10 protein-coding genes are annotated in these 15,772 nt (G+C 68.9%); 4 read left to right on the top strand and 6 right to left on the bottom strand.

Going from position 1 to position 15,772, the window contains the following annotated elements:
- Positions 1-36: 36 nt before the first annotated feature.
- Both G127AT_RS03370 and glf read right to left on the bottom strand, forming a co-directional pair.
- Positions 37-1,965, bottom strand: a complete 1,929-nt coding sequence (locus G127AT_RS03370; protein ID WP_210899807.1) for a glycosyltransferase — start codon at positions 1,963-1,965, stop codon at positions 37-39.
- A gap of 32 nt (positions 1,966-1,997) precedes the next feature.
- On the bottom strand, positions 1,998-3,185 hold the full coding sequence (gene glf / locus G127AT_RS03365) for a UDP-galactopyranose mutase (protein ID WP_210899804.1): 1,188 nt from the start codon (positions 3,183-3,185) through the stop codon (positions 1,998-2,000).
- Positions 3,186-3,369: 184 nt separating this feature from the next.
- Between glf and G127AT_RS03360 the strand changes: the two genes are divergently transcribed.
- From G127AT_RS03360 to G127AT_RS03345, 4 genes are all read left to right on the top strand, one after another.
- The gene (locus tag G127AT_RS03360) at positions 3,370-4,914 is read left to right on the top strand and encodes a class I SAM-dependent methyltransferase (RefSeq protein WP_210899801.1); all 1,545 of its coding nucleotides are present in this window, start codon (positions 3,370-3,372) and stop codon (positions 4,912-4,914) included.
- Complete coding sequence (locus tag G127AT_RS03355) at positions 4,911-5,114, top strand: hypothetical protein (protein WP_210899798.1); 204 nt, start codon at positions 4,911-4,913, stop codon at positions 5,112-5,114. The genes G127AT_RS03360 and G127AT_RS03355 overlap by 4 nt, the downstream gene beginning before the upstream one ends.
- Positions 5,115-5,261: 147 nt before the next feature.
- A complete protein-coding gene (locus G127AT_RS03350) occupies positions 5,262-7,247 on the top strand; it encodes a hypothetical protein (RefSeq protein ID WP_210899795.1) in 1,986 nt (661 codons plus the stop codon).
- A 233-nt stretch (positions 7,248-7,480) separates the two neighbouring features.
- Positions 7,481-10,627: a bifunctional glycosyltransferase/CDP-glycerol:glycerophosphate glycerophosphotransferase gene (locus G127AT_RS03345; RefSeq protein ID WP_210899793.1), complete on the top strand. Its 3,147-nt coding sequence runs from the start codon at positions 7,481-7,483 to the stop codon at positions 10,625-10,627.
- On the opposite strand, the gene G127AT_RS03340 is transcribed toward G127AT_RS03345, so the two are convergent.
- Genes G127AT_RS03340 through G127AT_RS03325 form a run of 4 tightly spaced genes read right to left on the bottom strand, consistent with a single transcriptional unit; the run spans position 10,620 to position 15,761 of the window.
- Positions 10,620-12,758 (bottom strand): acyltransferase family protein, encoded by a 2,139-nt coding sequence (locus tag G127AT_RS03340; RefSeq protein WP_210899790.1) that lies wholly within the window; start codon positions 12,756-12,758, stop codon positions 10,620-10,622. The genes G127AT_RS03345 and G127AT_RS03340 overlap by 8 nt on opposite strands.
- Positions 12,733-14,112: a bifunctional cytidylyltransferase/SDR family oxidoreductase gene (locus tag G127AT_RS03335; RefSeq protein WP_210899788.1), complete on the bottom strand. Its 1,380-nt coding sequence runs from the start codon at positions 14,110-14,112 to the stop codon at positions 12,733-12,735. The genes G127AT_RS03340 and G127AT_RS03335 overlap by 26 nt, the downstream gene beginning before the upstream one ends.
- A gap of 37 nt (positions 14,113-14,149) precedes the next feature.
- Entirely contained in the window at positions 14,150-14,896 is a 747-nt protein-coding gene (locus tag G127AT_RS03330) for an ABC transporter ATP-binding protein (protein WP_210899785.1), read from the bottom strand.
- A complete protein-coding gene (locus G127AT_RS03325) occupies positions 14,880-15,761 on the bottom strand; it encodes an ABC transporter permease (protein ID WP_244857712.1) in 882 nt (293 codons plus the stop codon). Before G127AT_RS03325 ends, G127AT_RS03330 begins: the two co-directional genes overlap by 17 nt.
- Positions 15,762-15,772: the final 11 nt, after the last annotated feature.

Raw genomic sequence — 15,772 nt, 5'->3', positions numbered from 1 at the left:
GGTGGATGCCGTCACGGCATCCACCCCGCGAATCGTTCAGGCGTCGAAGGTGCGCCACCAAGCATCCACCGAGGTGATCTCGGCGGCGTGCTCGCGGTAGTCGCGCTGCAGGCGATCCCAGTTGCGTTCGAGGCGGCGGTGCAGCCGCAGGCTCTCGGCGAGCAGCGAGCGGAACTTCCGGCGGTCGCGCGCGTACCATGATGCGCCCGAGCCGTCGGCGGTCGAGATGAGCGCACTGTCGAGCCCGGGCGTACGCCACCAGGTCGCGTCGTACTTCGACATCGACGCCTGCGGGCGTTCGAGGTTCGCCGGCGCCGGCTTCGTCACGAGGTGCCGGAGGGCCGACTTCGCCGTCCAGACGAGCAGCCGCAGCCCGCCGGGGGCCTCACCGGTCTGCTCGATGGGGTAGATGCGCTTGCCCTCGTTGGTCGCCGGCATCGCATCGTCTTTGCGGTACACCTGCATTTCGCGGAATCCGGATGCCGCGGCGCGCACCTCGGCGAGCTTCGTCGGCATCGCCGGGTGCAGCGCCCCCGGGCCTTGCAGCACGTCGCGGATCGCGAGGTGGCGCATCGAGGCCGCGTAGTACTGCATCGACAGCAGGTGCTTCAGGTCGATCTTGCGACTCGCGTCGAGAAGCCTGCCGCCCTTCGGCACGGGGGAGTGGATGAGGGCGGCGATGATGCGGTTGCGGGCATGGAAGTATGCCTGCCAGTCCTGGCTGTCGTCCTTGTCGATCCACGAGATGTGCCACAGGGCGTTGCCCGGCAGCGACACGGTTTCATAGCCGGCGGCCTTCGCCCGCAGTCCGTATTCGGCGTCGTCCCACTTGATGAACACCGGCAGCGACAGGCCGATCTCGCGCACGATCTCGAGCGGGATGAGGCACATCCACCAACCGTTGTAGTCGGCGTCCATGCGCTGGTGCATCCACGGCGACTGCCGCAGGTTCGCCAGCTGGAAGTCGTGGCGATCCTGATCGGGCGTCGAGGGGCCCCAGAAGAACGCGCTCATGTCGACGCGTTCGGCGAAGCCGTGCAGCACCGAGCGGTGGTTGAGGTCGAACATGTGGCCGCCGACGATCGTCGGCTTCGCGCAGGCCCGTGCGAAGCGCAGCGCCCGCAGGATGCTCTCGGGCTCGACGGCGACATCGTCGTCGAGCAGCATGACGTAGCCGGCATCGGGCCGTTCGAGCGACTCGGCCATCGCCCGGCTGAAGCCGCCCGAACCGCCGAGGTTCGGCTGGCGGATCACGGTGAGCTTGTCGCCGAGGGCCGCCGCGGCCTCCTCGAAGCCGGACTCGTCGGCGACGGTCTGCGTGCCCTGGTCGACGAGGAACACGGTGGAGAGCTCTTCGAGCAGTTCCGGATCCGAGCCGAGGGTCGCCAGGGTTCGCACGCAGTAGTCGGGCTTGTTGAAGGTCGTGATGCCGAGCGTCAGTCGGTCGGGTGCATCGTCGCGGGCGACGACCGGCATCCGCCAGCGGCCGCGTTCGAGCACCGCGTCACCCTCGCCGCCGACGACGTCGAACCAGTACCAGCCGCCGTCGGCGAAGCGCTCGAGCGGCAGTTCGAAGGTGACCTCGTGCGTGCCCTCGCCCTCGGTGCGGCGCCAGTCGACCCGGAGGGCGGTGCCGCGCGGGTTCGAACGGTACACGAGCACCGTCGCATCGCCGGCGATCTCGAGTTCGAGGCGCACCCGGGAGATGTCGGTGCTGTGCTGCCAGTACGAAGCCGGCAGGGCGTTGAAGTAGCTCGCGAACGACACGCGGCGGCCGGAGCGGATGCGCATCGAGTGGCGCGAGAGCACGTCGTCGACGTGCGCGCGCGTCGAGACGCGCAGGGGCGTGCCGTCGAAGTCGGTCCAGGACTCGGTGTCGCAGTAGAGGGCGAAGACGTCGGGGTCTCGGTCGGCGGGGAAGACGACGTTCTGAACCGTGGTCCAGGATCCACTCGTGTCTGGCACTTCTCTCCTTCGGATCTGAGGCTGCGGCGGGCTCAGGCCTCGACGCCGCCGCTCTCGAACGACGCGCCCGCGCGCAGGGCGGGGGCGATCTTGTTGTCGAACATGCTGAGCGCCGAACCGATCGCCATGTGCATGTCGAGGTACTTGTAGGTGCCGAGGCGGCCGCCGAAGAGCACGTTGCGCTCGCCGTGCGCCAGGTCCCGGTAGGCGAGCAGGCGCTCGCGGTCCTCGGCCGTGTTCACCGGGTAGTAGGGCTCGTCGCCGGGTTCGGCGAAGCGGGAGAACTCGCGCATGATGACGGTCTTGTCGGTGGGGTAGTCGCGCTCGGGGTGGAAGTGGCGGAACTCGTGGATGCGCGTGAACGGCACGTCTTCATCGGGGTAGTTCATGACCGAGGTGCCCTGGAAGTCGCCGACCGGCAGCACCTCCTCCTCGAAGTCGAGGGTGCGCCACGACAGGGCGCCTTCCGCATAGTCGAAGTAGCGGTCGACGGGGCCCGTGTAGACGATCGGCAGGCGCCCGAGCACGTTCTTGCTCGCGAAGTCGTGGTCGCCGGCGAAGAAGTCAGTGTCGAGCCGCACCTCGATGCGGGGGTTGTCGGCCATCCGCTCGAGCCAGGCCGTGTAGCCGTCGACCGGCAGGCCCTCGTGGGTGTCGTTGAAGTAGCGGTTGTCGTACGTGTAGCGCACGGGCAGGCGGGCGATGACGGATGCCGGAAGGTCTTTCGGATCGGTCTGCCACTGCTTGGCCGTGTAGTGCTTGATGAAGGCCTCGTAGAGCGGCCGGCCGATGAGCTGGATGCCCTTGTCGTTCAGGTTCTGCGGATCGGTGCCGGCGAGTTCGCCGGCCTGTTCGCGGATGAGGGCGCGCGCCTCCTCCGGCCCGTAGGCGGCGCGGAAGAACTGGTTGATCGTGCCGAGGTTGATCGGCATCGGGAAGACCTCGCCGTCGTGGCGGGTGTACACGCGGTGCACGTAGCCCGTGAAGGAGGTGAACCGGTTGACGTACTCCCACACGCGCTCGTTGGAGGTGTGGAAGAGGTGCGCGCCGTAGCGGTGCACCTCGATGCCGGTCTCGGGCTCGGCCTCGCTGAAGGCGTTGCCGCCGATGTGCGGGCGCCGGTCGATGACGACGACGTTCAGGCCGAGTTCGTTCGCGGCGCGCTCGGCGATCGTGAGGCCGAAGAACCCGGATCCGACGACGAGCAGATCGGCATTCACGTGTGGCACCCTCCTGGGGACTGCAGATGCCGCGGGCCGCGGCGGACGACACTTCACCCTAGCCGAGCCGCACCGGGCGATCCTGTGCGCACGCCGCGCATGCGGGGCTGCCGCCGGGCCTGCTCCGGTAGACTCTGCAGGCGACGAGGGGGCGCGTCATCCTACGACAGATATGAGGTGCACGGTGCCCGCGCTGCGCAAGGGACGGCCAGCCGTCGCCGAGATCTCGGCGCGCGGCATCCTGTTCGCACGCGGCTGGTCCGATCGGCGCTTCGACGTGCGCTTCGGCGGCCGCCGGGTGTGGTCGATGCGCTCGCCCGAGGCGCCTGCGCGCGGCATCGGCTGGCCCGAGGGCATCCGCCGGCACGCGCACGGCCGCTTCGAGATCGACCTGGTCGCCGCCGGCGACGAGACGCCGACGTGGAGCGGGATCGTCGACTTCCCGGGCGAGGGCGACGGTCGGCTCGCGGATGCCGAGGGTCGCCCCGTCGTCGTGAACAAATGGGGCCGCCTGGTGCGCAGCCTCGTCGACGACCCCGAGTTCCAGGCACGGCTCATGACGAGCCTCGAGGCGGTCATCGCCGTCATGCGCGATCTCGGGCAGCGGCCGTTCATCACCGGCGGCACCCTGCTCGGGGCGGTGCGATCCGGCGCGTTCCTGCCGCACGACGACGACGCCGACGTCGGGTTCCTGCTCGAGCAGAGCCACCCCGCCGACGTCGCCCTCGAAACGCTGAAACTGCAGCGAGAACTCCGCGAACGCGGCTTCGAGCTCCGGGTGCACAGCCGCTCGCACCTGCAGGTGCTCTTCGCCGACGAGGCCGGCGACGTCGACCACTACGTCGACCTCTTCCCCGGCTTCACCCACGAGGGGCTGTACTGCCAGCCGATCGCCGTGCGCGGGCCGTTCGAGCAGGACCGGCTCGAACCCTTCGTCGAGCTCGAACTCGAGGGGGAGCGGATGCCCTCGGTCGCCGACACCGCCGGCTGGCTCGAGCTCTGCTACGGGCCGGGCTGGCGCACCCCCGACCCCTCCTTCCGCTTCGAGACGCCGCCTGAGACCCGGCGCCGCTTCGAGAACTGGTTCGGCGTGTTCAACACGAACCGCGAGTTCTGGGACGACGCCTACGCCGACGCCCCGCCCCCCGGTGCCCGGCCGGCCGCGCTGCCGCCGCTCGCCGCAGAGGTCGAACGTCTCGCACCGGCCGGCGCCCGCATCGTCGACCTCGGCGCCGGAGACGGTGCGCTCGCCCGCCACTTCGCCGCCCGTGGGGCGGAGGTCACCGCCGTCGAATTCAGCCGCACCGCGATCCGCGCCATGCGGGCGGCCGATCCCGACGGCCGCGTCGAGACCGTCGAGGCGAACCTCGCCGACGGCCGCGACATGCTCGAACTGGCCGCCCGCCTCGTCCGCCGGCCGGGCCCCGTCGTCTTCGTGCTCTCCCGGCTGCTCGCCGGCCTCGTGCCGGAGACGCGCGCCGAAGTCTTCCGGCTGCTGCGGCACGGCCTGGAGCCCGGATCCTTCGCGCTCGCCGACTTCGGCACCGAACTGCCGCCGAGCTATCGGCACGAGAACCCGACGAGCTGGCATCTGCCCGTCGACACCCTCGAGGACGAGGCGCGCCGCGCCGGGCTCGAGGTCCACGTCATCTCCCAGACCGCCGGTCGCGGCGGCGGCCGCGCGACGGCGACCGCCATGCTGCGCCGAGCAGAACAGGAAGCATCATGAACCGGCTCACCCAGCTCCTCCGCGGCGCCAAGCGGCGCGCCGGCACCGTGTCGCGTCTGTTCGCGCGCGTGCACGCCCTCGAGGCCGAGCTCGCCGAGGCGCGCGCCGACATCGACGAACTGCGCCGCGACAACCGCCGCATCGCCGAACTCGCAGACTTCGTCATGACGACGCTCAAGGAGGAGCGCACCGGGCGCTGAGGTGCGCCGCGGCATCCATTCGGGGGACCCCTTCACTTCGCTTCCGTTCGTGGCTCGCCGTGTGAAGTGCCGGTGGCGATGCCCGTTCGTTCCTAGGCTCGTTTCAGCCGAGGAACTCGTGTCGTCGGAACCGAATAGGGAGTCGCCATGGCGCTTGGAAGGATGATCGCGACCGCGGGAGCAGCGATCGCGGTCGCGGCGGCGCTCGTTGTCCAGCCCGTGACGTTCGAGGCGGCGGATGCAGCGGACGCACGTGATTTCCAGGCCGGTTCCATCATCAGCGACGCCGTCTTCTACGACTCCTCGTCGATGTCGGCGTCGCAGATCCAGTCGTTCCTGAACGCCAGGGTGCCGAGCTGCCGGAGCGGCTACACCTGCCTGAAGTCGTACCGTCAGACCACGACCTCGCAGCCGGCCCGATCCGAGGGGTGCGCTGCCTACGCCGGCCGCAGCAACGAGACGGCCGCCGCGATCATCAGCCGCGTCGCCACCGCATGCGGCATCAACCCGCGCTCGCTCATCGTGCTCCTCGAGAAGGAGCAGAGCCTCGTCACCGACACCTGGCCCATCGAACGCCAATACCGCCTGGCGACGGGGTACGGATGCCCCGACTCCGCCGACTGCGACGCCCAGTACTACGGCTTCTTCAACCAGCTGTACAACGCCGCCTGGCAGTTCCGGAAATACCGTGCCCGCCCCGATCGGGCCTACCAGGCCGGGCGGTACAACATGATCCTCTGGAACCCGAACCGGGCCTGCGGCACCTCCTCCGTCTACATCGACAACCAGGCCACCGCCGGGCTCTATCTCTACACGCCGTACCGCCCGAACGCCGCGGCGCTCGCGAACCTCTACGGCACCGGCGACAGCTGCTCCAGCTACGGCAACCGCAACTTCTGGCGCATCTTCACCGACTGGTTCGGCTCGACCCACGGCAATGCCCCGCACCCGGTGCTCGCCTCGCGCTACACGGCGCTGAACGGGCCACGGGGCATCCTCGGGCCGACCATCTCGCAACCCAGCCGATACACCGTCGGCGGCCTCGGTCAGGCGTTCCGCAACGGGTCCATGTACTGGAAGGAGACGACCGGGGCGCGCGAGATCTACGGCCCGATCCGCGACGAGTTCTGGCGCCTCGGCTCGGTCGGCGGCCGGCTCGGGTTCCCGACGAGCTACCCGATCCTCTACTCGACCGGGGGCCGCGCGCAGGTCTTCGAGGGCGGATCGATCTACTGGGCCCACGCGGGCGGCGCCCGCGCCGTCTCGGGCGCGATCCGCGACCGGTACTGGGAGCTCGGCTCGGTCGCCGGGCGTCTTCGCTACCCCATCAGCGACCGCATCGGCTACGAGCGCGGCGAGGGGCAGGCATTCCAGCTCGGCTCGATCTATGCCCTCTCCGACAAGCGCGCGTATGAGACCTGGGGGGGCATCCGCGGTCGGTTCTGGGCCGAGGGTTCCGTGAACGGCAAGCTCGGCTTCCCGATCTCGGGGATCGGCACCTACACCCAGGGCGGGAACGGGCAGGCGTTCGAAAACGGTTCGATCTACGCCGGGCCGGGCCTGCCGGCCCGCATGATCGACGGGGCGATCCGCGACGAGTACTGGCGCCTCGGATCCGTCGGCGGATCCCTCGGCTTCCCGACGAGTAACCCCGTCGAGTACGCGGCCGACAAACGCGGCCAGGCGTTCCAGAACGGCTCGATCTACTGGTCGACGACGACCGGGGCATGGGCGGTGCAGGGGCCGATCCTCGCTGCCTATTGGGATGCCGGATCGTGGGGCGGGATCGGCTTCCCGACCGCGGCCGCCGACTGCTCTGCGGACGGGAGTCGCTGCGTGCAGCGCTTCGAGCGCGCCGAGATCAGGTGGACCTCGGCCGGCGGGGCGGTGGTCGTGCCGCTCCAGGGTGCGACGAGCCGGCCCGGAGTGGGCGAGGCCCCACCGGCCGCGACACCGGAGCCCGAACCGACGCCGAGCACGCCGACCCCTGAGCCGACGCAGACACCCGGGCCGACGCAGACACCCGGGCCGACGCAGGTCCCGGAACCGACGCAGACACCTGAGCCGACGCCGGTACCGACGTCGCCGGTGGGGGAGAGCGCTCCGGCGGCGGAACCGGGCAGGGTCGGGTAGCCCGGGCTTCGGAACGGAAACACTGCTTTCCTGCGCGACGGCCGGGACGCATAGAATTGCGTGGGCGCGAACGCTGCCCGAGTTCCCCGATCCGAAGAGGCGCCCGCTCCCACATGCAAGTTTCCGAAGCTGCGCGCGCGGTCGTCCGCCGATACATCCCCGCGCGCGATCGTGCCAGATTCACCAAGGTCTTCGACCGAGCCGTCCGCAGAACGCATCGGCCGGTCCTGACGGTGATCGTCCCCGTGTACAACGTCGAGGAGTACGTCGAGGAGGCCGTGCGCAGTGTGCTGCGCCAGACCCTCGCCGACCTCGAGGTCATCATCATCGATGACGGGTCCACCGACGGCTCGTCCGCCATCGTCGACCGGCTCGCGGGCGAAGACGGGCGGGTCAGGGTCATCCGCAAGGCCAATGCAGGGCTCGGTGCGGCCCGGAACACGGGCATCCGCGAGGCACGGGGCCGGTACCTGACCTTCATCGACTCCGACGACACCATCCCGACTCGAGCGTACGAGATCATGGTGCGCACCCTGGAGAAGACCGGGTCGGACTTCGCCGTCGGATCCATCGTCCGCTTCCGGAACGGCTCGTATTTCAAACCCAACTTCGACAAGTACGTCCACCGTCGCGAACGCCTGCACATCCGCATCGACGACTTCCCCGATGCCGTGCAGGATGTCATCGCGTGCAACCGGATGTTCCGCACCGAGTTCTGGCGCGAGCGCATCGGCGACTTCACCGAGGGCGTCGCCTACGAGGACCACGTGCCGATGATGCTCGCGTACGCGCGGGCCGACGCGTTCGACATCCTCGCCGAGACCACCTACGACTGGCGGGTCCGTGAGAACCTCACCTCGATCGGCCAGCAGAAGCACGAGATCCAGAATCTCCGCGACCGGCTCCACGTCAAGGAGCTGGCCGAAACCGCGCTGAAGGACGAGGCATCCCCGGCCGTCTACCAGGCGTGGATCGGGCGGGTGCTCGGGATCGACCTGCCGGCCTTCATCGGCCCCGCGCTCGAAGCCGACGACGAGTACCGGCAGGAGCTGCACACCGCTGCCGTGCACTACCTGGCTCAGGCGGACGATGACGCGTGGGACCAGGTCTCGGCGTACCAGAAGGTCATCGTCACGCTGCTCGCCGAAGCCCGCTGGGACGAGCTTCCTGAGGTCATGCGGTATTTCGTGGATGCCGGATGGTCGCCGCGCGCCCGCGCGGAGGATGGATTCGTCGTACTCGACCGGGACCGGCTTCCGGCGCCGCTCGATCGCTTCCCGAGCGAACGGTTGCGGATGTCGCGATTCGAAACCGAGCTGAACGCGGCCGTGGAGCGGGTCGTCTGGGCCGGCGACCGTCTCAAAGTCCACGGCTGGGCGTTCATCCCGGGCCTCGACCTCGAAGACGAGACGAGCAACCTTGAGATCGCCCTGGTCGGCGAGGACGGAACCCGCAGGCCGCTTGAGGTCGAACGCTCGCGCACCGATCGGGCAAGCGCATGGGGCAATCACGGCTGGGCCAGGTACGAGGAATCGGGGTTCAGCGTCGTGATCGATCCGTCGGCACTGCCGGACGGGTTCTTCCATCTGGAGATCGTCGCGGAGACGGGAGGCGTGGTGAGAAGCGGCCCGGTCACCGCGGTCGTCGGCGGCACCTCGGCCGACGTCGGCCCCTGGCGTTCGCCGCGACGCACCGGCCGAGGCTGGACCCATGCGCAGTTCGCACCCGACTTCGGCGTGCAGCTCGCGGTGGGCGGGCGCAAACCGAGAACGGATCTGACGATCGACGATCTGGGCAGGATGCGCCGCGCTCTCCGGGTGCTCGACACCCGCGTCACGCATGCGGACGTGGAGGACGGTCATCTCGTCCTCCGGCTTCGGGGCGCATTGCCGACGAGGATCCTGCGCACCGGGCTCTCCCTGCGTTCTTCGGCACGGCGACACACGCCGACCGAGGTGCGACGGCTCGGGCGCGAGACCATCGTCCGGTTCGCGGTCGACCCGGAACCGGGGCGTCGCTCGGCCTTCTCCCGGGGGACCTATCGCCTGGTGCTCCAACTCGGCGCCGCCGAATCCGATGTGATCTGGGCGCGGGAAGCGACCGCGTCGCTGCCGATCGATCGCTCGACGTCCACGACCGAGTTGGAGCTCCGAGCGACGGGCAAGGGCGAAGTCCGGGTGGCGGTGCCGCTGCCCATGAGCCCGAGCCTTCGCAGCCGGCCGCATCAGGCGCGCCTCCGTGAGGCGTACCGCGCAGACGTCGGGCCGCTCGTGGACGCCGTCGTGTTCCAGTGCTACCAAGGCGAATTCGCCTCCGATAATCAGCTCGCGATCTTCGAGGAGATGCGGCGGCGCGGTCTCGTCATCCCCGCGTACTGGGCGGTGCGCGACCTGTCGGTTCAGATCCCGGATGCGGCCGTGCCGCTCGTGATCGGCAGCGTCGAATGGTACGAACGGCTTGCGACGGCAAAACTGCTGTGCAACAACATCGACTTCCCGGACTACTTCCGGCGCCGCGACGGGCAGCGGTTCCTGCAGACCTTCCACGGGCACCCGTTCAAGTCCATGGGGATGAGCGCATGGCGATCCTCCGGCGCGAACGAAGACCGCGTCGCCCAGCGGATCGTGGAGAAGAACGCCGCATGGACCGACATCCTCGTGGCCAACGCCGAGTCCGGCGCCATGTACCGTCGCGAATTCGACTACCGCGGACGGATCCTGGAAACCGGCTACCCGCGTGACGACGTCCTGGCGAACCCGCAGGCCGGCCTGCGCGACTCCGTCCGCCGGGAGCTCGGGATCGCCGAGGGGAAGACCGTCGTCCTCTATGCGCCGACCTGGCGTGAGTCGCTGCAGACCGGGGGATGGGATGCAGCCGCCTACCGAGGGCTCGACCTCCCGGCGCTCTCCGCGGCCCTCGGCGAGAACACCGTCATCCTCGCGAGGGGGCATAACTTCAACGAGCGCAAGGGCGATACCTACTTCGGAACCGAAGGCGTCCTCGACGTCACGAGCTACCCCGAGGTGAACGATCTCGTGATCGCCTCGGACGTGGCCGTCCTCGACTATTCGTCGCTGCGGTTCGACTACGCCATCACGGGCAAGCCGATGGTGTTTTTCTCCCCGGACGAGGAGGAGTACTTCCGGCTGCGTCCGGCCCTGATGCCGTATCGCGAGACGACCCCGGGGCCTGTCGTCACGGATCTCGACGCCCTCGTCGACGCCCTGTCGGACCTGGACGCGCTTCGTTCCCGCCATGCGGAGGAGCTCCGGCGGTTTAACGAACGGTTCAACCGCCTGAACGACGGGCACGCCGCGGACCGGGTCGTCTCGCAGTGGGTGCTCGAAGCCGTGGGAGAGGCGGCGCTCGCGGCTAGATGAGGCGGTCGGCGAGCCAGGGGCCGAGGGTGCGCGCGAAGCTCGCGCTGAGATGGCTCGCGTCGAAGTACGCGGGGACCCCGCCCGGGGCCATGTAGCAGGACTCGCCGTCGCAGATCGCGTCGGCAGGGTCGATGACCGGGACGGCCGAGAAACGTGCTTCAGCCTCCAACCGGTCCGTGACCGTCCCCTCGGGGTCCGCGATGGATCGGGGGCGATCACACGTTTCGGGGTCGGCGGAATGCGCAGCGAGACACTCGGGGATATCGACCCGAACCGACGCATCATCACCGGTCAGCGGGACGTCGTTCATGAGGTAGACGCGTTTGCCGGAGTCGAGCAGCCGTTCGACGAGAGCATCGGAGGCCTCGTCCGACGTGAAGCGGTAGTTGCGCGAGAAGGAGGCGAGGACGATGTCGGTGACGGCGTCGTCCTGCAGCGCCATGTCGAGGGCCTGCTCGTTCCGGTGTGCGCACTGCTCGCGCTCGGTCTGATCGATCTCGCGGTACACGGTCGCTTCCGGCGAGCCGATGACCGGCGGGCAGCCCTGACGGACGACCGACCGCACCGCGAACCCGTCGAGATCTCCGGCGACGTCGAATGCGGGCTCCCAGGCGGCCGCATGGGAGTCGCCCCACAGCATGACCGTTCGTGCAGCGTTCGTCGCCCCGCTCGTGCATACCGCGCCCGTGTTGGCGTCGAGCGGCTCGATACAGCCCTCGGTGAACGGCATCGCCCGGTCGCTTGCGGCCTGCGCGACGACCTCCGGGTCGAGTGGCGGGCTGACGGGGTCGCATCGATCGCGGTTCAGGACGCTCAACGCCCCGATGCAGGGGTCTCCGCCGGTGATCCGGGAGACGAGTTCGGCGCGCGCGTCGTCGGCCTGCTGGTCCGCGTATCGCACGGCGCCGACCGCGCCGACGGCGATCAGTGCGGCGGCGACGGTGCCGGCGATGACGGTGAGCACGCGATGCGCGGCGATGCGTCGGTCGAAGCGGATCGGATCCTCGACGTACCGGGTCGACAGGGAGGCGAGCAGGAGGGAGGCGGCGAAGATCGCGAGCTTCTCGGGCAACGTCAGCGCGTGCCCCGTCCAGAACGGGACGAACACGATGAGCGGCCAATGCCAGAGATAGACGCCGAAGGAGATCCGGCCGATCTCCTGCACCGGGCGCAGCGAGCTGAGCCGACCCGTCGACCAGCGGGATGCGTCGGTACCGGCCGCCATGACGAGGATCGTCCCGATGACGGGAAGAGCGGCCGCGATGCCCGGGTACGGTACGGCCCCGCTGAGGAGGAGGCCGGTCGCCGCGATGACCGCGAAGCCGAGCCAGGACGCGGCCGGGGCGATCCGGGACGGCAGGCGTCCGCCGCCCGGCGCGGCGTGGACGAGCGCGAGCATCCCGCCCGCCGCGAACTGCCAGATCCGCGCGGGGGTGACGAAATACGCCTGGGCGGGTTCGGCGGCCGTGATGACGAGCGAATAGGCGAAGGATGCGAGGCCGATGACGCCGAGCACCGTGAGCAGCACCGTGCGGGAACGGGGCGAGGCGTACGGCACCGGATCCGGCTCGCCTCGCCGGCGGGCGCGCCGCGCGAGCACTGCCCCGATGATGAGGATGAGCAGCGGCCAGACCAGGTAGAACTGCTCTTCGACCGACAGCGTCCAGTAGTGCTGGACCGCGGATGCGGACTGCTCGGCGGCGAGGTAGTCCACCGAGGACGACGCGAGCAACCAGTTCTCGACGAGGAGCGAACTCGCGGCGATCTCCGAGCCGAACTGGGGCCATCGTGACGCCGGCACGAGGGCGAGCATCGCGAGAAGGCTGACGAGGAGCACGAGCAGCGACGCCGGCGCCAGCCGGCGGATCCGCCGGGCGTAGAAGCCGACGAGCCCGAGCCGGCCGTGCGAGGCCGATGACCAGAGGTGCCCGGTGATCAGATAGCCGGAGATGACGAAGAAGACGTCGACGCCGATGAAACCTCCGGTGAGCCGGTTCGGCCAGAGGTGGTAGACGAGGACGAGGAGGACGGCGACGGCCCGCAGCGCCTGGATCTCGGGTCTGAACGAGCGCGCCGGCGTCGGTTCCGTCGAGCCGGGCCTCGCCTCAGTTGCGGTCGGTGACGCGGACATCGATGATCTGACCGGTGATCGGCGCGTCGAGGACGTTCAGGCTGACTCGCGCGACCTCATCGGGCTCGAGCAGGGTTCCGGCCGGCTCCTCGCCGAAGGCGTTCGTGCGCATCGGCGTGTGGGTGCGCTGCGGATTGACGCAGTTCACGCGCACGTTCGAGTCGGCCCACTCGTCGGCGAGGGCCTGGGTGAGATTCACGACGCCGGCCTTCGTCGCCGAGTAGAGGCTGTAGCCGGCGCGGCCACGCGTGTACGAGCTCGAGGTGAAGAACAGCAGCTGCCCGCCGGTCTCGGCGAGGTAGGGGTACGCCTCCTGCGCGACCTTGGCGGGAGCGAGGAGGTTGACCTCGAGCGTCTTGCGGAGGGTCTTGCGCTTCGTCTCGACGAGGGGGGCGATGGCGAGCACGCCCGCCGTCACGACGACGTAGTCGATCGGCCCGTCCGCCGCGGCGCGCTCGAGGGCTTCCCGCACGGACTTGCGGCTCGTCACGTCGGTTCCGGTCGTGGACCGCGAGAACGGGTACACGCGTGCGCCGGCCTGCTCGGCGAGTTCGGCGATGCTCGCGCCGATGCCGTAGCTGCCGCCGAAGACGACGACCGATCGCCCCGTCAGGTCGAGGTCGAAGGCCCCGCCGAAGTCCGCAAGGCCTGCGGTCTGCATCTGGAAGATCTTGTCGGCGATCGCGAGGTCGAGCGGCTCGGTGATCTTCATGTTCTCGGCCGAGCCCTCGACGACCCGGATCGGCACCTCGGGGAGATACGTGAACACGACGCCGCAGTCGTCGGTCGCGGTGAAGTCGGGGTCGTCGGCGGCGAGCTCGTAGGCGCGGCGGATGGTGCCGAGCCGGAAGCCCTGCGGGGTCTGGCCACGGCGCAGGCGTGAACGGGTGGGGATGTCGGTGATGACGTCGTCGTCGACCTGGATGATGGTGTCCGCCGAGGCGATGGCGGTGTCGACGGCATCGAACTCGTCGAGCGCGTCGATGCAGTCGCCGATGATGCGGTCGTCGATGAAGGGGCGCACGGCGTCGTGGAAGAGCACCTTCACGTCGTCGTCTGCGGGCAGGGCGTCGAGGGCGAGCTTCGTCGTGTCGTTGCGGGTCTCACCGCCGGGGAGGATGTCTCGCAGCTTCGGGAAGCGCGGGTCGCCGCGCAGATAGTCGAGCTCGTGCAGCGAGTCGGCGTTCATCATGACGAGGATCTCGTCGATGCGCTCGCTCGCGCTCAGGGCCTCTAGGGTGTGGTCGACGATCGCCTTGCCGGCGATGCGGATGAGCTGTTTCGGGATGCCGAGCCCGACGCGTGTGCCGATGCCGCCGGCCAGGACGACGGCGATGGTGCGGGTGGTGCTCACAAGGGCTCCTTCGATACGGGCGATACGAGTGGGGGCGTCAGCGCGTGCTCTGCTTCAGGACGTCGACGGCCTCGGCGACGGGGCCGTCGAAGATCTGCTTGCCGCGGCGGATGACGACGCCGCGGTCGCAGAGCTCCTTGATCATCCCGATGTCGTGGCTGACGATGAACATGGTCTTCTTCTGCTGGGCGAGCTCGCGGATCTTCGCCTTGCACTTCTCGCGGAAGGGCGCGTCGCCGACGGCGAGCACCTCGTCGACGAGGAGGATGTCGAGCTCGGTGTGGATCGCGACCGAGAACGCCAGGCGGATGAACATGCCCGAGGAGTAGTGCTTGACCTCGGTGTCGATGAAGTCGCCGATCTCGGAGAACGCGACGATGTCGTCGAACCGCTCGTCGATCTCGGTCTTCGACATCCCGAGGATCGCCGCGTTCAGGTAGACGTTCTCACGGCCGGAGAGGTCGGGGTGGAAGCCCGCACCGACCTCGATGAGGCCGGCGACGCGGCCGCGGGTGAGGATGCGGCCCTGATCGGGCCGGAGAACGCCGGAGATGAGCTTCAGGAGCGTCGACTTGCCCGATCCGTTGTACCCGAGGATCGCGACCGACTCGCCCTCGCCGACCGTGATGTCGATGCCGTCGAGCGCCTGGAAGGAGTTGACGAGCTTCTTGCGCTTCGTCCAGGCGACGAAGAGCTCTTTCAGCGACTGCGTCGTGCGCAGGTTGAAGGTCTTCGAGACGCTCTCGATGATGATCCGGGGCTGCTGCTCAGAGGTCTTGTGCAAAACGACCCTCGACCTTCCTGAAGACGAACTGCCCGAAGGCGAGGATGACGAGCGCGATGACGAGGCCGATGCCCGCGAAGGCCCAGATGTTGTCGGGGCGGGCGGCCGTGTCGAGCATGTCCGGGTTCAGCGACGGGTACCAGAACGCGGAGTGGAAGAGCTCGACCGCCGAGGTGAGCGGATTGATCATGTACAGGTCGAAGAGCCACTCGGGCGCCTTCTCGCGCACCAGGGCGAAGGAGTAGAGCACGGGGGAGAGCCACGTCGTGAACATGAGGATGATCTCGACGAAGTTCTGCGCATCGCGGAAGGTGACGTTGATCGCCCCGAAGAAGAGCCCGAGCCCGAGGGCGAGCGTGACCACGAGGATGAGGGCGAGGAAGATGCCCGCGAGCTGCACGAGCGTCGGCGCCCAGCCGAACAGCAGCACCACGGCGAGCAGGATCGCCAGCTGCGGCAGGAAGTGCACGAAGGCGATGAAGACGTCGGCGATGGGGAAGAGCTCGCGCGGCAGGTAGATCTTCTTGACGAGGGCCTTGTTGTTCACGATCGACTTCGTCGCATTGCTGAAGGCCTCGTTGAAGAGGTTCACGACGACGATGCCCGAGAACATGTAGATCGGGAAGTGGTCGATGCCGCGGCTGAAGCCGAGCAGCACGCCGAGGATCAGGTAGTAGATCAGGAACTGGGCGGCCGGCTTGACGTAGGACCAGATCCAGCCGAGCACGGAGCCGTGGTAGCGGGTCTGGGTGCCCTTGCGGATGAGGAGCCGCAGCAGATAGCCGTACTTGAAGACATCGAGGATGCCTCGGCCGCTGCCGGGGACGCTGAAGCCCGTGAGGTCAGCGGAGGCGGGGTTCGTCACTCGCACGATTC

The organism is Agromyces archimandritae (assembly GCF_018024495.1).
Taxonomy (GTDB): Bacteria; Actinomycetota; Actinomycetes; order Actinomycetales; family Microbacteriaceae; genus Agromyces; species Agromyces archimandritae.
The sequence above is the reverse complement of the archived record's forward strand: the minus strand, read 5'-3'. Positions and strand labels throughout refer to the sequence as shown.

Coding starts and splice junctions, on each gene's coding strand:
- G127AT_RS03340 (WP_210899790.1), bottom strand. CDS start 12,758: ATGTCCGCGTCACCGACCGCAACTGAGGCGAGGCCCGGCTCGACGGAA.
- G127AT_RS03355 (WP_210899798.1), top strand. CDS start 4,911: ATGAACCGGCTCACCCAGCTCCTCCGCGGCGCCAAGCGGCGCGCCGGC.
- G127AT_RS03350 (WP_210899795.1), top strand. CDS start 5,262: ATGGCGCTTGGAAGGATGATCGCGACCGCGGGAGCAGCGATCGCGGTC.